Annotated in this window: 19 protein-coding genes; 10 read left to right on the top strand and 9 right to left on the bottom strand. The window is 69.0% G+C overall.

Annotation, left to right across the window (positions count from 1 at the left end; all coding sequences use genetic code 11):
* Positions 1-81: 81 nt before the first annotated feature.
* Together ahpC and lysA are read right to left on the bottom strand one after the other, a co-directional pair.
* Positions 82-645: an alkyl hydroperoxide reductase subunit C gene (gene ahpC, locus ACEN96_RS08600; RefSeq protein ID WP_343642362.1), complete on the bottom strand. Its 564-nt coding sequence runs from the start codon at positions 643-645 to the stop codon at positions 82-84.
* Between the two features lie 209 nt (positions 646-854).
* Entirely contained in the window at positions 855-2,117 is a 1,263-nt protein-coding gene (gene lysA / locus ACEN96_RS08595; RefSeq protein WP_495587611.1) for a diaminopimelate decarboxylase, read from the bottom strand.
* 114 nt (positions 2,118-2,231) lie between these two features.
* Between lysA and ACEN96_RS08590 the strand changes: the two genes are divergently transcribed.
* Positions 2,232-3,140 (top strand): LysR family transcriptional regulator, encoded by a 909-nt coding sequence (locus ACEN96_RS08590; RefSeq protein WP_495587610.1) that lies wholly within the window; start codon positions 2,232-2,234, stop codon positions 3,138-3,140.
* On the opposite strand, the gene dxs is transcribed toward ACEN96_RS08590, so the two are convergent.
* Genes dxs through xseB form a run of 3 tightly spaced genes read right to left on the bottom strand, consistent with a single transcriptional unit; the run spans position 3,134 to position 6,261 of the window.
* Complete coding sequence (dxs, locus tag ACEN96_RS08585) at positions 3,134-5,089, bottom strand: 1-deoxy-D-xylulose-5-phosphate synthase (RefSeq protein WP_495587609.1); 1,956 nt, start codon at positions 5,087-5,089, stop codon at positions 3,134-3,136. The genes ACEN96_RS08590 and dxs overlap by 7 nt on opposite strands.
* A gap of 23 nt (positions 5,090-5,112) precedes the next feature.
* Positions 5,113-5,973: a polyprenyl synthetase family protein gene (locus ACEN96_RS08580; RefSeq protein ID WP_495587608.1), complete on the bottom strand. Its 861-nt coding sequence runs from the start codon at positions 5,971-5,973 to the stop codon at positions 5,113-5,115.
* A gap of 27 nt (positions 5,974-6,000) precedes the next feature.
* Positions 6,001-6,261, bottom strand: a complete 261-nt coding sequence (xseB, locus tag ACEN96_RS08575) for an exodeoxyribonuclease VII small subunit (protein WP_495587607.1) — start codon at positions 6,259-6,261, stop codon at positions 6,001-6,003.
* A 263-nt stretch (positions 6,262-6,524) separates the two neighbouring features.
* On the opposite strand from xseB, the gene ACEN96_RS08570 reads away from it, so the two are divergent.
* The 4 genes from ACEN96_RS08570 to ACEN96_RS08555 all read left to right on the top strand — a co-directional run bounded on the left by ACEN96_RS08570 (position 6,525) and on the right by ACEN96_RS08555 (position 10,204).
* Positions 6,525-7,643, top strand: a complete 1,119-nt coding sequence (locus tag ACEN96_RS08570; protein WP_495587606.1) for an aromatic ring-hydroxylating oxygenase subunit alpha — start codon at positions 6,525-6,527, stop codon at positions 7,641-7,643.
* Positions 7,644-7,787: 144 nt separating this feature from the next.
* On the top strand, positions 7,788-8,684 hold the full coding sequence (locus ACEN96_RS08565) for a DMT family transporter (protein WP_495587605.1): 897 nt from the start codon (positions 7,788-7,790) through the stop codon (positions 8,682-8,684).
* A 4-nt stretch (positions 8,685-8,688) separates the two neighbouring features.
* Complete coding sequence (locus ACEN96_RS08560) at positions 8,689-9,570, top strand: sulfurtransferase (RefSeq protein WP_495587604.1); 882 nt, start codon at positions 8,689-8,691, stop codon at positions 9,568-9,570.
* Positions 9,571-9,751: 181 nt separating this feature from the next.
* A complete protein-coding gene (locus tag ACEN96_RS08555; protein WP_495587603.1) occupies positions 9,752-10,204 on the top strand; it encodes a universal stress protein in 453 nt (150 codons plus the stop codon).
* 46 nt (positions 10,205-10,250) lie between these two features.
* On the opposite strand, the gene ACEN96_RS08550 is transcribed toward ACEN96_RS08555, so the two are convergent.
* Together ACEN96_RS08550 and ACEN96_RS08545 are read right to left on the bottom strand one after the other, a co-directional pair.
* Positions 10,251-11,027, bottom strand: a complete 777-nt coding sequence (locus ACEN96_RS08550; protein ID WP_495587602.1) for a ZIP family metal transporter — start codon at positions 11,025-11,027, stop codon at positions 10,251-10,253.
* Positions 11,028-11,116: 89 nt separating this feature from the next.
* On the bottom strand, positions 11,117-12,049 hold the full coding sequence (locus tag ACEN96_RS08545; protein ID WP_495587601.1) for a dienelactone hydrolase family protein: 933 nt from the start codon (positions 12,047-12,049) through the stop codon (positions 11,117-11,119).
* Between the two features lie 116 nt (positions 12,050-12,165).
* On the opposite strand from ACEN96_RS08545, the gene ACEN96_RS08540 reads away from it, so the two are divergent.
* Positions 12,166-13,680, top strand: coding sequence for a Ppx/GppA phosphatase family protein (locus ACEN96_RS08540; protein ID WP_495587600.1), 1,515 nt, complete (start codon positions 12,166-12,168; stop codon positions 13,678-13,680).
* A 36-nt stretch (positions 13,681-13,716) separates the two neighbouring features.
* On the opposite strand, the gene ppk1 is transcribed toward ACEN96_RS08540, so the two are convergent.
* Together ppk1 and ACEN96_RS08530 are read right to left on the bottom strand one after the other, a co-directional pair.
* Positions 13,717-15,774: a polyphosphate kinase 1 gene (ppk1, locus tag ACEN96_RS08535; protein WP_495587599.1), complete on the bottom strand. Its 2,058-nt coding sequence runs from the start codon at positions 15,772-15,774 to the stop codon at positions 13,717-13,719.
* Between the two features lie 133 nt (positions 15,775-15,907).
* A complete protein-coding gene (locus ACEN96_RS08530) occupies positions 15,908-16,777 on the bottom strand; it encodes a UDP-2,3-diacylglucosamine diphosphatase (protein WP_495587598.1) in 870 nt (289 codons plus the stop codon).
* Between the two features lie 94 nt (positions 16,778-16,871).
* Between ACEN96_RS08530 and ACEN96_RS08525 the strand changes: the two genes are divergently transcribed.
* The 4 genes from ACEN96_RS08525 (at position 16,872) to ACEN96_RS08510 (ending at position 22,096) form a co-directional block, all read left to right on the top strand.
* Positions 16,872-17,804 (top strand): hypothetical protein, encoded by a 933-nt coding sequence (locus tag ACEN96_RS08525; RefSeq protein ID WP_495587597.1) that lies wholly within the window; start codon positions 16,872-16,874, stop codon positions 17,802-17,804.
* The gene (gene recJ / locus ACEN96_RS08520; protein ID WP_495587596.1) at positions 17,801-19,549 is read left to right on the top strand and encodes a single-stranded-DNA-specific exonuclease RecJ; all 1,749 of its coding nucleotides are present in this window, start codon (positions 17,801-17,803) and stop codon (positions 19,547-19,549) included. The genes ACEN96_RS08525 and recJ overlap by 4 nt, the downstream gene beginning before the upstream one ends.
* A gap of 81 nt (positions 19,550-19,630) precedes the next feature.
* The gene (locus ACEN96_RS08515) at positions 19,631-20,092 is read left to right on the top strand and encodes a host attachment protein (protein WP_495587595.1); all 462 of its coding nucleotides are present in this window, start codon (positions 19,631-19,633) and stop codon (positions 20,090-20,092) included.
* A gap of 165 nt (positions 20,093-20,257) precedes the next feature.
* Positions 20,258-22,096: a bifunctional diguanylate cyclase/phosphodiesterase gene (locus ACEN96_RS08510; RefSeq protein WP_495587594.1), complete on the top strand. Its 1,839-nt coding sequence runs from the start codon at positions 20,258-20,260 to the stop codon at positions 22,094-22,096.
* Positions 22,097-22,098: the final 2 nt, after the last annotated feature.

Genomic DNA, 22,098 nt, shown 5'->3' with positions numbered 1-22,098 from the left:
AGGGGGTGAGGATCGTCCTCATCCGGATCACCGGCTCGGGGGAGGCCGTCAGCGGCCCATTCCCCCGAGAGGGCGAGATCCTTAGATCTTGCCGACCAGGTCCAGCGACGGGGCGATGGTCGCCGCGCCTTCGTTCCACTTGGCCGGGCAGACCTGGCCCGGGTTCTTGGCGACGTACTGGGCGGCCTTGAGCTTGCGCAGCGTTTCCTTGACGTCGCGGGCGATGGCGTTGTCGTGCACTTCCAGCGTCTTGATCACGCCTTCCGGATTGATCACGAAGGTGCCGCGCAGCGCCAGGCCTTCTTCCGGGATGTGCACGCCGAAGGCGTTGGTCAGCGCGTGGGTCGGGTCGCCGACCAGCGGGAACTTGGCCTTGCCGACGGCCGGCGAGGTCTCATGCCACACCTTGTGCGAGAAGTGCGTGTCGGTCGTGACGATGTAGACCTCGGCGCCCAGCTTCTGGAATTCAGCGTAGTTGTCGGCCGCGTCCTCGACTTCCGTCGGGCAGTTGAAGGTGAAGGCAGCCGGCATGAAGATCAGCACGGACCACTTGCCCTTGAGCGACTCTTCCGTGACCTCGATGAACTTGCCGTTGTGGAAAGCCTGGGCCTTGAAGGGCTGGACTTGGGTATTGATCAGGGACATTGCTTGGTCTCTCGCAGTAGGGGTTGATGGGATGGACGGAATCATAGGGGGCTCAAGCTATCGACGGGGTTGAATTCCCCAATGCAGCCTATTGCGAATCCCTATTGATCGAAGCTATCAAATATTAAATGTGCGATAGCAAAACGTCATGGAACGGTCACGACCGTTCCCTGCCCGATGTCCGACCCATCACCCCCTGACGGCGGAGATCACACGGCCTCGAGGGCCAGCAATTCCTCAACGGTCTGGCGGCGGCGGATCAGACGGTCCGAGGCCCCCTCCACGAGGACCTCGGCGATCAGCGGCCGGCTGTTGTAGTTGCTGGACATCGACGCGCCGTACGCGCCGGTGTCGTGGATGACCAGCAGGTCGCCGACCTGCGCTTGCGGCAATTCGCGCGCCAGCACGACGCCGCCTTCCGCCTGCGTGAAGACGTCGCCCGATTCGCACAGCGGGCCGGCGACGACGGTTTCGCGCACCGGCCGGCGCTGGCCGTCCGCGGGAATCAGGCTCATCGCATGGAAGCTGCCGTACATCGCGGGCCGCATCAGCTCGTTGAAGCCGGCGTCGACCAGCAGGAAATGCTGCCGGCCCTGTGACTTCACCGCACGGACTTCCGCGAGCAGCACCCCGGACTCCGCCACGAGATAGCGTCCCGGTTCGAGTTCGAGCGCAAGGCGGTGGCCGACGATGCTTTCCGCTTCCTTGCGGGCGGCATCCCAAAGGCTGAAGTAGTGGGCGGTGTCTATGGGCTCGCCCCCCGGCTGATAGGGGATCGACAGGCCGCCGCCGGCGGAGATCGCCTGGAGATCCATCCCCCGCGCCTTCACCGTGCGAACCAGCTCGACCATCGCGCCGCTGACGCGGCCGAGATGGCCATAGTCGACGCCCGAGCCGATGTGCATGTGCAGACCGATCAGCGTCAGGCCGCGGCGCGCGATCACCGCCAGCGCGTCGCCGAGCTGCTCATGCCAGATGCCGTGCTTGCTGTGCTCGCCACCGGTGTTGGTCTTGTTGCTGTGGCCATGCCCGAAGCCCGGATTCAGGCGCAGCCAGACGGGATGGCCGGGCGAGACCTCGCCGAGCTGCTCCAGCATGTCGATCGAGCCGGCGTTGACCGGCACGCGGTGCTCGGCCACCGTCTTCAGCGTTTCCCGGTCCAGCAGGTCGGCGGTGAAGACGATGTCCGAGTGCACCGCGTCGACGCCGGTGCTGACCGTGAAGCCGGCGGCCAGCGCGCGCAGCATCTCGCCGCGGGAGACCGAGTCGACCTTCACGCCCTGCTCCCGCATCAACCGCAGGATGTGGGTGTTGGAGCAAGCCTTCTGGGCGAATCGCACCGTGTCGAAGCCCCCCAGCGCGGCGATGCGCTCGCGGATGACGGCGGCGTCATACACCCAGAGCGGGGAGCCATACCGGCCAGCGAGCGATTGAAGCTGCTGTTCACGGGCGGGGGTCAGAGGCTGCGGCATGTCGGGGTTCCCTTCAAACGAATGGCCGTAAGCATCCCTGACGCCACCCATTCAATCAAATGCTTTGTCTTCGACGGAAGATTCATTTCTGATATGCACTGCTATGCTGAGGCGATGTCCTCGCCCATCACGCATCGCCACATCGAGGTATTCCGCGCCGTCATGACCGCCGGGAGCGTCACCGGCGCCGCACAACTGCTGTTCACCTCGCAGCCGACGGTCAGCCGCGAACTGGCGCGGATGGAATCGCTCCTGGGTTACACCCTGTTCGAGCGCGCCCCCGGCCGCCTGCGGCCGACCGCCCGGGCGCTCGCGCTGTTCGACGAGGTGCAGCGCGCCTATCAAGGGCTGGATCAAGTGGTCGCGCGCGCGCAGGCGCTGGGCCGCGCCGAGGACGAGGGCCTGCGCGTGCTCACGCTGCCCGCCCTGGCGCACGCGCTGCTCCCGCAGGCCAGCGCCGATTGGCTGGGCAGGCATCCGCAGGCGCGGCTCGCGCTGACGCCCCAGGAATCGCCGCTGCTTGAAGAATGGATGGCCGCGCAGCGCTTCGATCTCGGCCTGAGCGAGGTCACCGCCACCGTGCCCGGCACGCGCAGCGAGACGCTGGCGGAGCTGGACGAGGTCTGCGTGCTGCCGGCCGGCCATCGCCTGCTCGAGAAAGCGGTGCTGACGCCCTCGGATTTCGAGGGGGAGCGCTTCGTGAGCCTGTCGGCCGAGGATCCTTACCGGCGGCAGTTCGACGCGATCTTTTCGGCGGCTGGCGTGCAGCGCCGGCTGCAGCTCGAGACGCACAGCGCGATCGCCGTGTGCGCGCTGGTCCAGCAAGGATTGGGCATCGCGCTGGTGAATCCGCTGACCGCGCGCGCCTGCGCGGGTCCCGGGCTGGCCCTGAGGCGCTTCTCGGTCTCGGTGCCCTTCCGCATCCAGGCCTTGCGGCCCCTTCACCGGCCGGCGCACGCGCTGGCCGACGACTTCATCGAGGCCGTGAAGCGCGCGCTCGCGCCAGTTGAAGCGGATTACTGATTCGCGACCGAGCGCAGCACCGGCGCGGCGGTGGCGGCCAGGAAGCGCTCGCGGATCGAGCGCTCGATGCCGGCGTCGTCCAGTCCGCACTGGGCCATCAGCTTGCCGGGCTCGCCATGCTCGACGTATTCGTCGGGCAGGCCCAGTTGCAGCACCGGCAGCGCCAGGCCGTTGGCCTGCAGCGCTTCCATGACCGCGCTGCCGGCGCCGCCCATGACGCAGCCGTCCTCGATGGTCACCAGCGCGTCGTGCGTGCGGGCCAGTTCCTTCACCAGTTCGACGTCCAGCGGCTTCACGAAGCGCATGTTGGCCACGCTCGCGTCCAGCGCCTCGGCCGCCTTCAGCGCCGGCTGCAGCAGCGTGCCGAAGGCCAGCACCGCAATGCGCGGAGCGCCGCGGCCGTTCGTCTGCGGCTGCGACGAGCTGCGACGCATCTCGCCCTTGCCCCAGGGCAGCGCGACCATGTCCTTCTGGATCTCCGCGCCGATGCCGGCGCCTCGCGGATAACGGACCGTCACCGGGCCGTCGTGCAGATGGCCGGTGTACAGCGCGCGGCGGCACTCGTTCTCGTCCGACGGCGTGATCACGCTCATGTTCGGAATGCAGCGGGTGAACGCGATGTCGTAGTTGCCGGCATGGGTCGCGCCGTCGGCGCCGACCAGGCCGGCCCGGTCCAGCGCGAACAGCACCGGCAGGTTCTGCAGCGCCACGTCGTGGACCAGCTGGTCGTAGCCGCGCTGCAGGAAGGTCGAGTAGATCGCCACGACCGGCCTCAGGCCCTCGCAGGCCAGGCCGCCGGCGAAGGTCACCGCGTGCTGCTCGGCGATGCCGACGTCGTAGTAGCGCGTCGGAAAGCGCTTGTGGAACTCGACCATGCCCGAGCCCTCGCGCATCGCCGGCGTGATCGCGACCAGCGTCGGATCGGCCTCGGCCATGTCGCACAGCCAGTCGCCGAAGACCTGCGTGAAGGTCTTCTTCGCCGGCGCCGTCGACGGCTTGATGCCTTCGGCCGGGTTGAACGGCGTCGGGCCGTGGTACTTGACCGGGTCCGCTTCCGCCATCTTGTAGCCCTGGCCCTTGCGCGTGACCAGGTGCAGGAACTGGGGACCCTTCTTGTCGCGCAGGTTCTCCAGCGTCGGGATCAGCGCGTCGAGGTCGTGGCCATCGATCGGGCCGACGTAGTTGAAGCCGAACTCCTCGAAGATCGTCCCCGGCACGAACATGCCCTTGGTGTGCTCCTCGAAGCGGCGGGCGAATTCGTACAGCGGCGTGTGCTTGAGCACCGACTTCGCGCCCTCGCGGGCCGCGGCGTAGAACTTGCCGCTCATCAGCCGGGTGAAGTACTTGTTCAGCGCGCCAACCGGCGGGCTGATCGACATGTCGTTGTCGTTCAGGATCACCAGCACGTCGCCGAGCAGGCCGCCATGCGCGACGCCGGCGTTGTTCAGCGCCTCGAAGGCCATGCCGGCGGTCATCGCGCCGTCGCCGATGATCGCGACCACGCGGCGCGACTCGCCCTTGAGCTTGGCCGCCATCGCCATGCCATGCGCGGCGGAGATCGAGGTGCTCGAATGGGCGGTGCCGAAGGTGTCGTACTCGCTCTCGTCGCGGCGCGGGAAGCCGGAGATGCCGCCCTGCTGGCGCAGCGTCGCCATCGCGTCGCGGCGGCCGGTCAGGATCTTGTGCGGGTAGGTCTGGTGGCCCACGTCCCACACCAGGCGGTCGCGCGGCGTGTCGTAGACGTAATGCAGCGCGATCGTCATCTCGACGGTGCCGAGGTTGGACGACAGGTGGCCGCCGGTCTTGGAGACACTGTTGAGGATGTGCGCGCGGACCTCGTCGGCCAGCTGAGGCAACTGGCCGCGCGACAGGCGCCGCAGGTCCGCGGGGCTCTCGATCGTGCCGAGCAGCGTCTGCGAAGCCGTCGCGGTGGTGGTGTTCTCGCTCATGGCCAGGCCTCTCTCTCGGCAGTTCAGTTGTCGCGCTCCACCACCTTGTCAGCCAGCAGGCTGAGCCAGGCGGTGTCGGCCAGGCCGCTGGCGGCCAGGGCTTGGTGCGCCTCGTCGCGCAGCCGCAGCGCATACGCGCGGGCGGGCTCCAGGCCCAGCACGCTGACGTAGGTCGGCTTGTTGTTGTCCTGGTCCTTGCCGGCGGTCTTGCCGAGCACGTCGCTGTCCTGGGTGACGTCCAGGATGTCGTCGACGACCTGGAAGGCCAGGCCGATCGCGGCGCCGTAACGGCTCAGCGCGTCCCAGGCGGCCGGCGTCAGGTCGCCGCAGGCGGCGCCCATGAGCACGCTGGCCTGCAGCAGCACGCCGGTCTTGCGGCGGTGCATGTCGCGCAGCGCGGCTTCGCCGAGCGGCTTGCCGATGCTGGCCAGGTCGATCGCCTGGCCGCCGGCCATGCCGTCGTAGCCGCTGGCGCGCGCCAGCAGGCGGCACAGCCGGGCCTGCAGCGCGGGGGCGACGCCGTCGTCCGGCGTCAGCACGTCGAAGGCCAGCGCCTGCATCGCATCGCCGGCCAGCATCGCCTGGGCCTCGCCGTACTGCACGTGCAGCGTCGGCTTGCCGCGGCGCAGCACGTCGTTGTCCATGCAGGGCATGTCGTCATGCGCCAGCGAATAGGCATGGATCAATTCCACCGCGCAGGCCGCGCGCATGGCGGCCTCGCGCTGCCCGCTGGCGGCTTCCGCGGCGGCCAGCACCAGCAGCGGGCGCAGCCGCTTGCCGGCACCCAGCACCGCATAGCGCATCGCCACGCCGAGACCGGCGGGCGCGCCCTCGGGCACCCAGGCTTCGAGCGCCTGTTCGACTTCCAGCAGCGATTGCTTCATCCAACGTTCGAAAACACCCGCATCCACTTACTCTTCTCCCCAAGCCTGCGCGCTGCCACCTTCGATGACCTGTACTTGTTGTTCGACGGCCTGAAGCCGCGCGCGGCAGTATTTGAGCAAGGACGCCCCCCGCTGGTAGCTGGCCAGCAACTGATCCAACGGCAGTTGTCCGGCCTCCATGGCCTGCACCAGACGCTCCAACTCCTCGACCGCCAGTTCATAACTGGCGGGCTCCTGCTCCTGGATCGCGGGCTGCGCCGTCTTGGCGCTGACGGAAGGCTTGCTCATTTCAAAACGCGAAAAGGGGGATTGTAAGCACCGGCACTCCCCGGTCCGAGTTCCGACCATCAGGGGATGTGAATCGAGCGCCACAGGCGTCAGCGGGTGTATCCGGCGCAAACGACATCGGGGTTGACAAGGCGCCTCGCCCCGGTGGAAGGAGGTCCGGGTACAATGACCGGTTCCCCTGCCCAGTCCAACATGCCGATCCGTCCAATCTGGGGGGCGGGCGGCGACGGTTGACATTGGTTTCTTGGAGACCCTCTTGGATCATGTCCGACCTGAGCATCCCTCTCAGCCCTCTTGAACGCAGCACGGCCCCCAGCCACCTCCAGCTGCCCGTCACCTCCTACTTCGACGAGGACCTGTTCCGCCGCGAACAGGAACTGATCTTCCAGCACGGCCCCCGCTACCTCGGCCACGCGCTCGCCGTGCCCGAGGTCGGCGACTACTACGCCCTGCCGCAGGAAGGCGAAGGCCGCGCCATCGTGCGCAGCGCGCAAGGCCTGGAACTGATCTCCAACGTCTGCCGCCACCGCCAGGCGGTGATGCTGCGCGGCCGCGGCAACACGCAGAGCAACATCGTCTGCCCGCTGCACCGCTGGACCTACGACCTGAAGGGGGAACTGGTCGGCGCGCCGCATTTCAAGCAGGACCCCTGCCTGCACCTGAACCGCTACAAGATCCGCGAGTGGAACGGCCTGCTGTTCGAGGACAACGGCCGCGACATCGCCGCCGATCTGGCCCGCCTCGGCCCGCGCGCGGCGCTGGACTTCAGCGGCTACCAGCTCGACAAGGTCCATGTCCACGAATGCGACTACAACTGGAAGACCTTCATCGAGGTCTATCTGGAGGACTACCACGTCGGCCCCTTCCACCCGGGGCTGGGCCAGTTCGTCACCTGCGACGACCTGGCCTGGGAGTTCGGACGCGACTACTCGGTCCAGACGGTCGGCGTGAACAAGGCGCTGGCCAAGCCGGGCTCCAAGGTCTACGAGCAGTGGCACCAGCAGGTGCTGGGCTTCGCCGGCGGCCAGGCGCCCGAGCAGGGCGCGATCTGGCTGACCTACTACCCCAACATCATGGTGGAGTGGTATCCCAACGTGCTGGTGGTGTCGACGCTGTTCCCCAAGGGGCCGCAGAAGACGACCAACATCGTCGAGTTCTATTACCCCGAGGAGATCGTCGCCTTCGAGCGCGATTTCGTCGACGCGCAGCAGGCAGCCTACATGGAGACCTGCATCGAGGACGATGAGATCGCGCTGCGCATGGACGCGGGCCGCAAGGCGCTGATGGAGCGCGGCGACAACGAGGTCGGCCCCTACCAGACGCCGATGGAAGACGGCATGAAGCACTTCCACGAGTGGTACCGGGGGCTGATGAAGCGCTGAGCGCCCCGGCGCTGACGGCGCGCTGACACCCCCTCCGGCCGGGCTTCGATGCCTGGTGCGCACAACGCCCCGCCCATGCGGGGCGTTCGCTTTTGCGGTTCCCCACGGCGGGTGAGGCAAAAGTTCGGCGCGAGAATCCGCCGCATGTCTGCACCCCTTCTGATGGTGTTGGCGACATTGCTGTTCGCCACCATGGGCGTCTGCGTCAAGTTGGCCTCGGCCTACTACGGCGCCGGCGAGATCGTCATGTATCGCGGCCTGGTCGGCACGCTCTTCCTGTTCGCGATGACGCGCAGCCAGGGCCTGTCGCTGAAGACCAGCGTGCCGGCGATGCACTTCTGGCGCAGCCTGTCGGGCGTGATCGCGCTGTCGCTGTGGTTCTTCGCCATCAGCAAGCTGCCGCTGGCCACGGCGATGACGCTGAACTACATGTCCTCGGTCTGGATGGCGCTGTTCCTGATCGGCGGCGCGGTGCTGATGGGCGCGGCCAAGGTCGATCCGCGGCTGGTGGTCACGGTGCTGCTCGGCTTCCTCGGCGTCGGCCTGGTGCTGCAGCCGGCGATGCAGGAGCAGCAGGTCTGGCACGGCCTGGCCGGCCTGGCCTCAGGGATGCTGTCGGCGATGGCCTACCTGCAGGTGACCTCGCTGGGCCGCGTGGGCGAACCGGAATACCGCATCGTCTTCTACTTCTCGATGGGAGGCGTCGTCGCGGGCGCGCTCACGACGGTCGCCACGCAGGGTGGCTGGCACGGCCACACCTGGACCGGCGCGGCGCTGCTGCTCGCGGTGGGCGTGCTGGCCACCGCGGCGCAGTTGCTGATGACCCGGGCCTACGGCACCGGCAAGCCGCTGGTGAACGCGTCGCTCCAATATCTGGGCATCGTGTTCTCGGCGTTGTATGGTGTGCTCCTTTTCGGCGACCGCCCGGGTTGGAAGTCGTGGGCCGGCATCCTGCTCATCGTCGCCGCCGGCCTCGGCGCCACGATGCTCCGCGCGCGGAACACGCCGAAGGACGCCCAACATTCAGTCCAGGAATCATGAACGGATGAACAACGGCACGACTCCCACTCCCGCGGCCCATGACGGCCTGATCCCGGTCGAGCAGCTGCGCGCGCTGATGGCGTCGGGGACGCCGCCGCTGATCATCGACGCGCGCTTCGACCTCGCCGACACCGGCGCCGGTGAACGCGCCCACGCCGCCGGCCACATCCCCGGCGCGTTCTACCTGCATCTGGACCGCGACCTGAGCGGCCCGAAGCAGGATGCCTTAGGCACCTTCCGCGGCCGCCACCCGCTGCCCGAGCGCGAGGCCTTCGCGGCGCGGCTGGCCGCGCTCGGCATGACGCCGGGCCGCCAGGTGGTGGCCTACGACGCGGCGGACGGCATGTACGCCGCGCGGGTGTGGTGGATGCTGCGCTGGCTGGGCCATGCGAACGTCGCGGTGCTGGACGGCGGCTTCGCGGCCTGGCAGCAGGCTGGCGGAGAAGTCGCGAACGACCCTCCCGCCCCGGTTGCCGGCGAGTTCTCGCCCGGCGAGCCGCTCGAACACCCGCTCAGCGCCCAGGACCTGCTGACCCGGCTGGGCCAGGTCCGCCTGATCGACGCCCGCGCGGCCGAGCGCTTCCGAGGGGAAGTCGAGCCGCTGGACGCGCAGGCCGGCCACATCCCGGGCGCGACGAACCGCTTCTTCAAGACCAACCTGACGGCGGAAGGCCGCTTCAAGGCGCCGGCGCAACTGCGCGAGGAGTTCGAAGCGCTGCTGGGCGGCCGGGAGGCTGGCGCCACGGTGCACCAATGCGGCTCGGGCGTGACGGCCTGCCACAACCTGCTGGCGATGCATCACGCCGGGCTGACGGGCAGCCGCCTCTATCCCGGCTCCTGGAGCGAATGGAGCGCCAATCCGCGCCTGCCGATGGCCAAGGGCTGACGCCCCGCCTGACTCGGAACTGACGGGTGGGGATGGCGGAACGGCGCCGCGATGAGGCCCCGTATTGACAACGCGCATGGCGCGAGCACCATGGGAAGGTCAGACTGCGAAGGCAAGTCCTGACCCCGCCGCGGCGAGGTCCGGTCCACCCAGCCCATCGTCCGCTCGAAGGAGGCTCGCCATGTTCCAGCGCATCCTGATTCCCACCGACGGTTCCGACATCACCGCCAAGGCCATCCAGACCGCCATCCAGCTGGCGAAGTTCCACGACGCGAAGCTGTTCGCCATCAGCGTCAAGGAGCCCTTCCCCTACAGCGCCGTGTCGGAGATGCAGCCGACCCCGCCGCAGGAGTTCTTCGACGCCCAGGAGCGCATCGCGCAGGAGCGGCTCAGCCAGGTGCTGAGCGCGGCGCGGGCGCAGGGGCTGGAGATCGAGGCCCACAGCGTCGAGGCGCTGCATCCCTGGGAAGCCATCATCGAGCACGCCAAGCGCGTCAACGCCGACCTGCTGGTGATGGCCACGCATGGGCGGCGCGGCCTGCAGGCGCTGCTGCTCGGCAGCGAGACGCAGAAGGTGCTGACCCACTGCGCCTTCCCGGTGCTGGTGGTGCACGGAGAAGGCGCGCCGCAATGAGCGGCGGCGGGCCGCCTCGAGGGCGGTCCGGGCCTGTCCGCCGTGGTCAGTGCGAGTGCTTCCCGCCCACGACCATCAGCACGAAGACGATGCCCACGCCCAGCCACAGCAGCTGCAGCGCGGTGTCCTTCCAGGGGAGCCGGCGCTGCAGCTGCGGGATGAGGTCGGCGACGGCGACGTAGACGAAGCTGCTCGACGCCGCCACCAGCAGGTAGGGAAAGAGCTGCTGCCACGGTCCGACGATGAAGTAGCCGACCAGGCCGCCCAGCACGGCCGCCATGCCCGACACGGCATTGAAGAACAGCGCCTTGCCGCGCGAGAAGCCGGCATTGAGCAGCACGATGTAGTCGCCGACCTCCTGCGGAATCTCGTGGGCGATGATCGCCATCGCCGTGACCCAGCCCAGGTGGTGATCGGCCAGGAAGGCGGCGGCGATGATGATCCCGTCGCAGAAGTTGTGGATCGAATCCCCCACCAGCACCGACAGCCCGCCCCGGCCGGCCTGCTCCCGGTCGAAATGGTGATGGTGGTGATGCCCGTCCCCCTCATGGTGGTGGGTGTGCCGGTAGAGCTCGGCCTTCTCCAGCAGGAAGAAGAACATCAAGCCGCCCAGCAGCGCCAGGAACAGGTTGTGCGGGTCGGCGCCGCTCTCGAAGGCCTCCGGCAGGACGTGCAGCAGCGCGGTCGACAGCAGCACGCCCGTGGACAGGCTCACCAGATGCTTGACGATGCGGCTCAGCAGGCCGACCGTCAGCATCGCCGCGATCGACACGGAGGCCAGACCGCCGGCAAAGGTCACGAGCAGGATGTAGGTCAGGGTCATGGATGAAAAAGGCGCACCACGTGGGGTGCGCCGGATGGGATTCCGAAAATTGTCTCAGAGTCGTCAAGCCCCCCTCTCGTGGAGGCCGATCACACCCCGTGCTGCTTGAACCAGGCCTGGCAGCGCGCCCAGCCGTCCTTGGCGGGAGCCGCGCGGTAACTGGGCCGGTAATCCGCGTTGAACGCGTGACCGGCATCGGGATAGACGACGAACTCGCTGGCCTGGGCCGCGCGGCTGCCCTGCTTCAGCGCCTCCTGCATCGCGGCGATCGAGGACACCGGAATCCCCTGGTCCTGCCCGCCATACAGCCCCAGCACCGGCCCGTGCAACTGACCGGCGACGTCGACCGGATGCTTCGGCGTCATCGGGCTCGGCTGCCCCTGCAGCCGGCCGTACCAGGCGACGCCGGCCTTCACCTCCTTGCTGTGGGCCGAGTACAGCCACACGATCCGCCCGCCCCAGCAGAAGCCGGTGATGCCCAGCCTGGCGGTGTCGCCGCCCTGCGCCTTGGCCCAGTCGACGGCCGCGTCCAGGTCATTCAGGACCTGCGCGTCGGGCGTGCGCTGGATGATCTCCGTCTGCAGTCTGGCGATGTCTGAGTACGCCTTCGCGTCGCCCTGGCGCGCGAACAGGTCGGGCGCGATCGCCAGGTAACCGAGCTTGGCGAAGCGCCGCGCGACATCGGCGATGTGCTCGTGCACGCCGAAGATCTCGCTGACCACCAGCACCACGTGCGCATGGCGCTTGCCGGCAGGCTGGGCGACATAGGCCGGCATCTTGAAGTCGCCGACCTCGATCGATACCGGCCCCGCGTCCAGGCCTTGCGTGTCGGTGGTGACCACCGTCTGCGCGGTCACCGGCAGCACCGCCGCGGCGAAACCGCTGCCGACCGCGGTGCCGACAAAGGCGCGGCGGCTGAAGCCGCGGCCCGGGGCCAGCGTGTCGATGTCATCGCGGATCGTCTCGGCGAGCGAGGGACCCAGGCCGGCGGAACACTCGTCGCGGGAATCGGGATTCGCCATCTGCGGCTCCTGAAGTGGGTGACGGGACGCCGGATGCTATCCCGACTGAAAACGACACCATGATGAAAGCACTTCGAACCCGGAGGGCGCGCCAAACACCGCGACAATCGCCCCCCATGACCCAAGCGCACGTTCCTCCGATCCTGGCCGCCATCGACATGGGCTCCAACAGCTTCCGCCTGGAACTGGCCCAACTCCAGCACGGACAGTACCGGCGGATCGACTACCTGAAGGAAACGGTGCGGCTGGGGGCGGGTCTGGACGCGATGAGCATGCTGACCGAGGAAGCCGCCCAGCGCGGGCTGGCCTGCCTGCGCCGCTTCGCCGACCGCCTGTCCGGCCTGCCTGGCCGCCACGTGCGCGCGGTCGCGACGCAGACGCTGCGCGAGGCCCGCAACCGCAACGCCTTTCTCGCGCGCGCGCAGCAGGTGCTCGGCCATCCGATCGAAGTCATCTCCGGCCGGGAGGAGGCCCGCCTGATCTACGCCGGCGTCGCCCGGCTGCAGGCCGCCGAGGATCCCCGCCTGGTCATCGACATCGGCGGCCGCTCCACCGAGATGATCCTCGGCCGCGGCCCGCAACCGCTGAGCACCGAATCCTTCCAGATCGGCAGCGTCAGCCTGTCCATGCGCTTCTTCACCGACGGCCGCTTCACCGCGGAAGCCTTCCGCGCCGCCCAGGTCGCCGCCGGCGCCGAGCTCGAGGAAGCCATCACCCAGTTCTCCCGCCGGGCCGCCCAGCCGCGCTGGAAACAGGCGCTCGGCTCGTCCGGCACCGTCGGCGCGGTGGCGCAGATCCTCGCCGCCAACGGCGTCAGCCCCGACGGCGCCATCACCCTGGACGGCCTGCGCTGGTGCATCGAGCAATGCCTGCTCGCCGGCCGCGTCGACGCGCTCAAGCTCCCCGGCCTCAAGGAAGACCGCCGCGCCGTGGTCGGCGGCGGACTCTGCATCCTCTACACGCTGCTCACCCACTTCGACATCGAGCGCCTGCACCCCGCCAAGGGCGCCCTGCGCCAAGGCGTCATCTTCGACCTCGCCGAACGCCTCGACCCCCGCCTCCTGGCCGCCGGCCGCGACATGCGCGAACAATCCGTCGCCGAACTCCAGCGCCGCTTCGCCGTCGACCGCGACCAGGCCTCCCGCGTCCAGGACATCGCCCAGAAACTCCACGCGCAACTCGAGCCCAAGGCCGAAGACGAACATCGCCGCGAACTCGGCTGGGCCGCCGCCCTCCATGAGATCGGCATGATGGTCTCCCACCACGACCACCATCGCCACAGCGCCTACCTGCTCTCCCACGTCGACGCGCCCGGGTTCTCACAGAACCAGCTCCGGCGGCTCGGGGACCTGGCGCTTGGACAGCGCGGCGGACTTCGCAAACTCGAAGAGCAACTCCAGGACGAGGCCATGGTCTGGCAACTCATGGCCTTGCGCCTGGCCGCCATCAAATGCCATGCGCGCAGCGACGTCGACGCCTACGCCATGAAGCTGCGGCGCGATGGAACCACCATCACGATCGAAATGCGCAAAGGGTGGGCGGACAACCATCCACGGGCACACTTCCTGTTGCAGGAAGAACTTGAGGCGTGGAACAAGGTGGGGGTGGTGCAGCTGGCGCTCGAGAGCTGAAGAAGGCCATGCCCGTCCAGAGAGAACCAGGACCGCTCAGTCCTCCTGGTAATGACGCATCAGCGCTTGCTGCGCGCTGACACTCGACGGCTTCTCTTCCGTGCCAATCCGCTGTGACGTGCCGTCGGGGCCCAGTTGCCATGCGTCCAGCGTGTCATGCAGGTACGGCGTCAAGCCTTCGTCGATCACCCGCTGGCGCAGCTTGGGATCCGTCACCGGCCACGCCACCTCGATCCGGCGCAGCATGTTCCGGCTCATCCAGTCCGCACTCGACAGATACAAGACCTCCTGCTCATCAGCACCCCAGCGGAAATAGAAAATCCGCGAGTGCTCCAGGAACCGGCCCACCACCGACCTCACCAGGATGTTGTCCGTCTCGCCCGGCAAGCCCGGCGGCAGCATGCACGCGCCACGCACGATCAGATCAATCCTCGCACCCGCGCGCCCCGCGCGGATCAGGCCATTGATCAGCTCACCGTCCGTCAGCGCATTGATCTTGAGCACCACGCGCGCCGGCTCACCCCGCTTCGCCGCCGCCTCGACCTGCGCCAGCAGCTCGCACATCGTCCGGTGCAGATTGAACGGCGCCAGCAGCAGCTTCTTCGGCGCCTTGAACTTCGACAACGACGCCAGCTGACGGAACACCAGGTCCATGTCCGCCGTCATCTCCGCATCGGCAGTCAGGTAACCGAGGTCCGTGTAGAAGCGCGCCGTCTTGGGGTTGTAGTTGCCCGTCGACAGATGTCCATAGCGGCGCAGCTTTCCACCTTCTCGCCGCGTGATCAGCATCAACTTCGCGTGCGTCTTCAGGCCGACGATGCCGTACACGACCTGCGCACCCACGGCTTCGAGCCGCTCCGCCCAGTTGATGTTGGCCTCCTCGTCGAAGCGCGCCTTCAGCTCGACCACCGCCAGCACTTCCTTGCCGCGTCTGGCCGCCTCGATGAGCAGGTCCGCCAGCACCGACTGGCTGCCCGTCCGGTAGATCGTCTGCTTGATCGCCAGCACGTCCGGATCCTCGACCGCCTCGCGCAGCAGCTGCACCACCGGCTCGAAGCTCTCGAACGGGTGATGCAGCATCACATCCCCCTTGGTCCGCAGCTTGTCCAGGATGGACTTGCCGCGCGGCAGCCGGCCCGTGGGCCAGCTCGGCTCGTAGGGCCGGAAGCGCAGGTCATCGGCATCCGTCTGATCGATCAGCTCATTCAAACGCACCAGGTTCACCGGGCCGTTGACGCGGTACAGCGCCGCCTCCGGCAGGTCGAACTGCTCGAGCAGGAAGCGGGACAGCTCTTCCGGACAGGTGTTCACCACCTCCAGCCGGACGGCCCGGCCGAAATGGCGCGTGGTCAGTCCCGAACGCAGCGCGTGACGCAGGTTCGCGATCTCCTCCTCGTCGACTTCCAGGTCGGAGTCGCGCGTGACGCGGAACTGCGAGAAGGCCTCGACATGGCGCCCAGGGAACAGCTCCTCGAGGTGGGCGCGGATGACGCTGGTGAGCAGCACGAAATTCTGCTTGCCGCCGCTGATGTGCGCCGGCAGCTTGATCACCCGCGGCAGCACGCGCGGCACCTTGACGATGGCGATGCGGTTGTCGCGGCCGAGCGCGTCCTTGCCCGACAAGCGCGCGATGAAGTGCAGCGACTTGTTGGCGACCTGCGGGAACGGATGAGCCGGGTCCAGCCCCACCGGCACCAGCAGCGGCCGCACCTCGCGCTCGAAGAAGCGCCCGACCCACGCGCGCATCTCGTCGGTGCGGTCGGCGTGGTTGAGGATCTGGATGTTGTGCTCGCGGAGCATCGGCATGACCTGGTCGTTGAAGATCGCGTACTGCAGGTCGATCAGGTCGTGGGCCGCGCGGCCGACGCGCTCGACGTCTCGCGGCGTCACCAGCCCGGAGCCGTCGCGCTGGGCGTCCAGCATGTCGGCGAAGCGCACCTCGAAGAACTCGTCGAGGTTGCTCGACACGATGCAGATGTAGCGCAGGCGCTCCAGCAGGGGCACATCGGTACGCTGGGCCTGGGCCAGGACACGCCGGTTGAACTCGAGGATCGCGTTTTCGCGGTTGAGCAGCGGGACGTCGGGCAAAGTCATGGACTCATTCTATGAAGCTGTCATGACAGACCGGTGACCCCCTTTCGAGTGCGCCACAAGAGGGGCGCGGGACCCGCGCCGGGCCCCGGAATGAGGGACAGGAGAACGCGCGAGGACGGAAGCGGGAACCGCCTCAGGCCGGCTGGCGCATCGCGGCGGCCAGCGCCTCGGTGGCGCCGCTTTCGGCGCCGGCGCGCTGGCGCTCGGCCCAGTCGAGGATCTCGAGATGCCCGTCCGGGTGCTCGATCAGCGCGGTGAGGCTCTCGACCCAGTCGCCGTCGTTGGCGTAGGTGATGCCGTCGATGTCGCGCAGCTCGGCATGGTGGATGTGGCCGCAGATGACGCCGTGCACGCCGCGCTTGCGCGCCTCGCGGGCCAGCGCCTCCTCGAACTCGCCGATGAACGAGACCGCGCGCTTGACCTTGAGCTTCAGGTACTTGCTCAGGCTCCAGTACGGCAGGCCCAGCCGCGCGCGCAGCGAGTTCAGATGCCGGTTCAGCTTGAGCGTGAATTCATAGAGGCTGTCGCCGACGTAGGCGAGCCACTTGGCGTGCTGGATGACGCCGTCGAAGAGGTCGCCGTGGGTGATCCAGAACTTGCGGCCATCGGCGGTCTCGTGGATCCATTCGTGCGCGACTTCGATGCCGCCGAAGCTGTGCTGCAGGTACTTGCGGGCGAATTCGTCGTGATTGCCCGGCACGTAGATCACCCGCGTGCCCTTGCGCGCCTTGCGCAGCAGCTTCTGCACGACGTCGTTGTGCGCCTGCGGCCAGTACCAGCTGCGGCGCAGCTGCCAGCCGTCGACGATGTCGCCGACGAGGAACAGCTGCTCGCACTCGACCTCGCGCAGGAAATCCAGCAGCGCCCTGGCCTGGCAGCCCGGCGTGCCCAGGTGCAGATCGGAGATCCACACCGTGCGCACGCGGATGGAACCGCCGTCGTCCGCCTCGGCCCCAGGCGGTTCAGTCGAAGCAGCGGCGGCCATGAGGGTGTCGGTCAGCATGGCCCCACAGGTTGCCGGTGCCGGATGAAACCTTGATGACCACGGCTTGCCCGCGCCGGCGCCCTGCGCTGGCGAGCGCCGATAATCCGCCCCCATGCACCTGATGATCCCCTTCGCCAGCTCGCTGGACCCTCACTTCGAGGGAGCCCTGCGCGAGCTGGAGTTGCCGCAGCTGAGCCGCCTGCTCGGACTGCTGACGCCGGCGGGCGAGATCGGCGACGCCGACGAGTCCGCCCCCATTCCCCCGCATGAGCGATTCCTGGCCACCCGTCGTGGTGTCGCGGACGACCAACCGCCCACCGCCGCGTGGCGCCTGCGCGCCGCCGGCCAGGACCCGGGCGACGCGGCCTGGGCGCTGCTGACGCCGGTCCACTTCGCGATCGGCACCGAGGGCGTGACCGCGCTCGGCCCGGCCACGCTGGACCTGGACGACGCGGAATCGCGCGCCTTCCTCGACGCGCTGACGGCGTCGCTGTTCCCGCCCGCCCAGGGCTGGCGCAGCGCCTGGCTGTCGAGCGGCGAATGGGCCGTCGCGCACGACGACCTCGATGGCCTCGCGGCGGCGAGCGCCGATCGCGTGCTCAACCGGGGCGTCGAGACCTGGTACCCCCAGGCCCGCCGCCTGCGCACCCTGCTCAACGAGGCGCAGATGCTGCTGCACGAGCATCCGCTCAACCAGGCGCGCGAGGAGCGCCGCCTGCGGCCGCTCAACGCGGTGTGGATCAGCGGCTGCGGCCGCGATCGAGGCGGCGCGCTGCCCGCCGGCCTGATCGTCGACGACCGCCTGCGCGCGCCCATGCTGACCGGCGACCTCTACGGCTGGAGCGAGGCCTGGAAGGCGCTCGACGCGGGCCCGATCGAGCAGGCGCTGCGCGCCGCGCGCGAAGGCGAACCGGTCTCGCTGACGCTGGCCGGCGAACGCCTGGCCCGCAGCTGGGCGCGTCAGCCGGCCGGCGGCTGGCGGCGCCTGAAGGAACGCGTCGCGCCACCGAGCGCGTCCGTCGCCACCGCGCTGGAGAACCTGTGAGCAGTCCCCGCATCCTGATCCGCGACGTCCCGCCCGACCAGGCCCACGCGCTGCAAGAGGCCGGCTTCTCGCCGCTGCTGTCACGGCTCTTCGCGGCGCGCGGCGTGCTGTCGCGCGATGAACTGGACCCCGACCTCAAGCACCTGCTGCCGCCCGAGGGTCCGCAAGGCCTGCTCGGCATCGACCGCGCCGCGGCGCTGCTGGCCGATGCCATCGGCGCGGGCGACCGCATCTGCATCGTCGCCGACTACGACTGCGATGGCGCGACCGCCTGCGCGCTGATGCTGCGCGGCCTGTCGCTGCTCGGCGCGAAGCCGGGCACGGTGAGCTACGTCGTGCCCGATCGCGCCGTGCATGGCTACGGCCTGACGCCGACCATCGTCGAACTGGCGCTGAAGCACGAGCCCCGGCTGCTGGTCACGGTCGACAACGGCATCGCCAGCCATGCGGGCGTGGCCTTCGCGCGCGCGCTCGGGCTGAAGGTGCTGGTCACCGACCACCACCTGCCCGCGGTCACCGCCGACGGCCAGCCGACCGTGCCCGAGGCCGACGCGCTGGTGAACCCCAACCAGCCCGGCTGCCCCTTCCCGAGCAAGAGCCTCGCCGGCGTCGGCGTCGCCTTCTACGTGCTGACGGTGCTGCGCGGCGAACTGCGCCGCCGCGGCGCCTATGGCGAAGGACCGCCGCCGCGCCTGGACGGCCTGCTCGACCTGGTCGCGCTGGGCACCGTCGCGGACGTGGTGCGCCTGGACGCCAACAACCGCCGCCTCGTCGCGCAGGGCGTGCGCCGGATGAGAGCGGGCCGCATGCAGCCCGGCGTGCAGGCGCTGTTCACGGCCGCGAGCCGCGATGCCTCGCGCGCCAATAGCTTCGACCTGGGCTTCGCGCTGGGCCCGCGCATCAACGCGGCCGGCCGGCTCGACGACATGACGCTGGGCATCACCTGCCTGACCACCGACGACACCGAGCAGGCGCTGCAGCTGGCGCGCGAGCTGGACCGCATCAATCGCGAGCGGCGCGAGATTGAAGCCGGCATGCAGGAACAGGCGCTAGCGCTGCTCGATCGCCTGATGACCGATCCGCGCCTGAACGGCGCGCCGCCGCCGGCGCTGGCGTTGTTCGACGCCGATTTCCACGAAGGCGTGGTCGGCATCGTCGCGTCACGGATCAAGGACCGGCTGCACCGTCCGGTCTTCGTCTTCGCCGAAGGCGCCGACGGTCAGCTCAAGGGCTCGGGCCGCTCGATCCCGGGCTTCCACCTGCGCGATGCGCTGGACCTGATCTCGAAACGGCATCCCGAGTTGCTGCGCAAGTTCGGCGGCCACGCGATGGCGGCCGGCTGCACGCTCGCGCCGGGCGGCGTCGAGGCCTTCACCGCGGCCTTCGAGGACGTCGCGCGCGAATGGCTCGATGAGGCCGCGCTCACGCGCACGCTGCGCACCGACGGCCCGCTGCCGCCGGAGGCGTTCTGCGCCGAGACCGTGCAGGAGCTGGAGGCCCAGGTCTGGGGCCAGGCCTTCGAGGCGCCGCTGTTCTGCGATCGCGTGCAGGTGGTGAACCAGCGCATCGTCGGCGAGCGCCACCTGAAGCTGCGCCTGCGCCAGGGCGCCTGGCTGCGCGACGCGATCTGGTTCGGCCACACCGAACAATTGCCCGAGCAGGTGACGCTGGCCTACCGGCTCAGCCTGGACGAGTTCCAGGGCCAGCAACGCGTGCAGATGGTCGTGGAGGCCGTGGCCGAATAGCCATCAGCCGGGGTCGGCACCGGGCAAGGTACGGAGATTGCCGACTCGCCTTCAACGCGAACTCTGTTGAAGGACATCGAGATGGCTGCATACAAGGACGACGGCAAGCTGTGGGTGCTGGTGGCGGACGAGGGCGTGGCCCGGCTGCTGCGCCTGCCCGAGGAAGGCGGCGACCTGGAAGACGTCACCACGCTCACCGACGCCGCCGCGCATGCCGACAAGGCCGATCTGCGCCGCGACGCCGCCGGCCGCCGCGGCAACAGCGTGACCGCCTCCGCGGGCGTCGACGAGCTGCACCAGGAGGCCATCGGCTTCGCCACCCGCGTGGCCCGGACGCTGGACGACGGCTACAACAACGGGGAAGTGACGCAGCTGCGCATCGTGGCCGCGCCGCGCTTCCTGGGCCTGCTGCGCAAGGCGCTGAGCCCGCAGGTCGCGCGCCTGGTGCTCGACGAAACCAATGTCGACGTGGTCCACGAAAGCCTGGGCGAACTCACCACGCGGCTGTTCCCGGAACGGGACTTCCGCCAGAACAAGACTTGAACGGCGCGGCGTGGCGCGCCAAATGTCACGCCGCGGTATCACGCCGCGGTATCACGCCGGGGTATCACGCCGGGGTCATGCTGTAACTCTTTGTCAAAGCGATGACATAGAGGCCACCCAGAATGGGGACACCCACGCGGCACCGCGCCCGCCGTGGCCCTCCCCATGCCGACCACCCATCTGCAACCGCCCGATCCGCTGAGCATCGCCCTGTCCGCCCTGATCCGCGACGGCGCGCTGGACATCCACTTCCAGCCGCTGGTGGAGGTGGAGCGGGCCCAGATCCTCGGCTACGAGGCCCTCACCCGCGGCCCCGCCGACACGGCGCTGCATTCGCCGCTGGTGCTGTTCGAGACCGCCGCCCGGCTGGGCCGGCTGGTGGAGCTGGAGCGCATCGTCGTGCGCCGCGCGCTGCGCCGCTTCAAGGAGCTCCAGCTCCCGGGCCAGTTGTTCCTCAACCTCACCGCCGACACGCTGCTCGCCACCAGCGACCGCGGCGCTCTGATCGCGCGCGAATTCGCGCAACTTGACCTGCCGGCCTCGCGCGTCGTCATCGAACTCACCGAGACCCGTCCCATCCTCGAGCCCGAGCGCCTGCAGGACAGCATGCGCAGCCTGCGCGAGCTGGGCTTCGTCGTCGCGCTGGACGATCTCGGCGAAGGCTTCGCGAGCCTGAAGCGCTGGATGGACATCCGGCCGGACTTCGTCAAGATCGACCGCCACTTCATCGACGGCATCGCGCAGGAACCGCTGAAGCAGCAGTTCGTGCGCTCCATCCTGGAGATGGCCGCCAGCTCCGGCTGCACCGTCATCGCCGAGGGCCTGGAGCAGCTCAGCGACCTGACCGTGCTGCGCCGCCTCGGCGTGCCGGTCTGCCAGGGCTATCTGCTGGCGCGGCCTAGCCCGTCGCCGCGCGCGGCGCTGCGGGCCGAGGTCGATGCGCTGCTCGCGCCCGAGCACCGCCGCCGCAACGCCGACTGGATGCGGCTCCCGCCCGACGCCATCACCACCGCCGCGCAGCTCGCGCGGCGCAGCCACACCGTCACGCCCAAGCTCAACTGCCAGACCGTCGCCGACATGTTCCAGCGCGACGAGCAGCTGTTCTCGATGCCGGTACTGGACGAGTCCAACCGGCCGATCGGCATCCTGCGCTCGCTGCAGGTGCTCAAGCGCAGCGCCGAGCGCTACTTCATGGACATCCACGAGAAGCGTCCCTGCGTCGCGCTGATGGATCCGCAGCCGCTGATCTTCGACGCCAGCACCTCGCTGCGCGAGATGAGCGAGGCCATCGCCAGCCTGGATGACCGGCTGATGGTCGACGGCTTCATCGTCACCCGGGGCGGCGAGTACTTCGGCACCGGGCGCAGCACCGACCTGCTCAAGGCGGTGTCCGACCTGCAGGTGCACAGCGCGCGCTACGCGAATCCGCTGACGCTGCTGCCCGGCAACGTGCCGACCGACCAGCACCTGGACGCGCTGCTGCAGGAGGCGCGCGAGTTCGTCGTGGTGGCCTGGGACATCGACCACTTCAAGCCCTTCAACGATGTCTACGGCTACGCCGCCGGCGACGACATCATCAAGCTCTGCGCGCAGATCCTGCAGACGGCCGCCGACCCGGCGCTGGACTTCGTCGGCCACATCGGCGGCGACGACTTCGTGATGGTGCTGGGCTCGCAGGACTGGATCGCGCGCGTGACCCGCGTCTGCCGCGAGTTCGACCGCCAGATCCGCCCCTTCTTCTCCGCCGAGCACCAGGCGCTGGGCGGCTACGTGACGCTGAACCGGCAGAACCAGGAATCCTTCAATCCGCTGCCGACGCTGAGCGCCGGCGTGATCCAGGTGCAGCCCGGCGCGTTCGAGAGCGTCCGCGCGCTGTCCGCCGCGCTGGCCGAGCCCAAACACGTGGCCAAGTGCGGCACCGGACCGAGCCGCTACTTCGTCGACCGGCGCCGAACCTCCACTGCCATCCCGGACATGGCGCCCCTCCTAGAATCGGCGGGGTGAAC

It is taken from the genome of Roseateles sp. Mitsp63, assembly GCF_059491535.1.
This window is presented reverse-complemented; position numbering and strand designations above follow the sequence as displayed.

What these genes read in the sequence shown, in the direction of transcription:
- ahpC (WP_343642362.1), bottom strand. Translation starts at nt 645, where the DNA reads ATGTCCCTGATCAATACCCAAGTCCAGCCCTTCAAGGCCCAGGCTTTC.
- lysA (WP_495587611.1), bottom strand. Translation starts at nt 2,117, where the DNA reads ATGCCGCAGCCTCTGACCCCCGCCCGTGAACAGCAGCTTCAATCGCTC.
- ACEN96_RS08590 (WP_495587610.1), top strand. Translation starts at nt 2,232, where the DNA reads ATGTCCTCGCCCATCACGCATCGCCACATCGAGGTATTCCGCGCCGTC.
- dxs (WP_495587609.1), bottom strand. Translation starts at nt 5,089, where the DNA reads ATGAGCGAGAACACCACCACCGCGACGGCTTCGCAGACGCTGCTCGGC.
- ACEN96_RS08580 (WP_495587608.1), bottom strand. Translation starts at nt 5,973, where the DNA reads ATGAAGCAATCGCTGCTGGAAGTCGAACAGGCGCTCGAAGCCTGGGTG.
- xseB (WP_495587607.1), bottom strand. Translation starts at nt 6,261, where the DNA reads ATGAGCAAGCCTTCCGTCAGCGCCAAGACGGCGCAGCCCGCGATCCAG.
- ACEN96_RS08570 (WP_495587606.1), top strand. Translation starts at nt 6,525, where the DNA reads ATGTCCGACCTGAGCATCCCTCTCAGCCCTCTTGAACGCAGCACGGCC.
- ACEN96_RS08565 (WP_495587605.1), top strand. Translation starts at nt 7,788, where the DNA reads ATGTCTGCACCCCTTCTGATGGTGTTGGCGACATTGCTGTTCGCCACC.
- ACEN96_RS08560 (WP_495587604.1), top strand. Translation starts at nt 8,689, where the DNA reads ATGAACAACGGCACGACTCCCACTCCCGCGGCCCATGACGGCCTGATC.
- ACEN96_RS08555 (WP_495587603.1), top strand. Translation starts at nt 9,752, where the DNA reads ATGTTCCAGCGCATCCTGATTCCCACCGACGGTTCCGACATCACCGCC.
- ACEN96_RS08550 (WP_495587602.1), bottom strand. Translation starts at nt 11,027, where the DNA reads ATGACCCTGACCTACATCCTGCTCGTGACCTTTGCCGGCGGTCTGGCC.
- ACEN96_RS08545 (WP_495587601.1), bottom strand. Translation starts at nt 12,049, where the DNA reads ATGGCGAATCCCGATTCCCGCGACGAGTGTTCCGCCGGCCTGGGTCCC.
- ACEN96_RS08540 (WP_495587600.1), top strand. Translation starts at nt 12,166, where the DNA reads ATGACCCAAGCGCACGTTCCTCCGATCCTGGCCGCCATCGACATGGGC.
- ppk1 (WP_495587599.1), bottom strand. Translation starts at nt 15,774, where the DNA reads ATGACTTTGCCCGACGTCCCGCTGCTCAACCGCGAAAACGCGATCCTC.
- ACEN96_RS08530 (WP_495587598.1), bottom strand. Translation starts at nt 16,777, where the DNA reads ATGCTGACCGACACCCTCATGGCCGCCGCTGCTTCGACTGAACCGCCT.
- ACEN96_RS08525 (WP_495587597.1), top strand. Translation starts at nt 16,872, where the DNA reads ATGCACCTGATGATCCCCTTCGCCAGCTCGCTGGACCCTCACTTCGAG.
- ACEN96_RS08515 (WP_495587595.1), top strand. Translation starts at nt 19,631, where the DNA reads ATGGCTGCATACAAGGACGACGGCAAGCTGTGGGTGCTGGTGGCGGAC.
- ACEN96_RS08510 (WP_495587594.1), top strand. Translation starts at nt 20,258, where the DNA reads ATGCCGACCACCCATCTGCAACCGCCCGATCCGCTGAGCATCGCCCTG.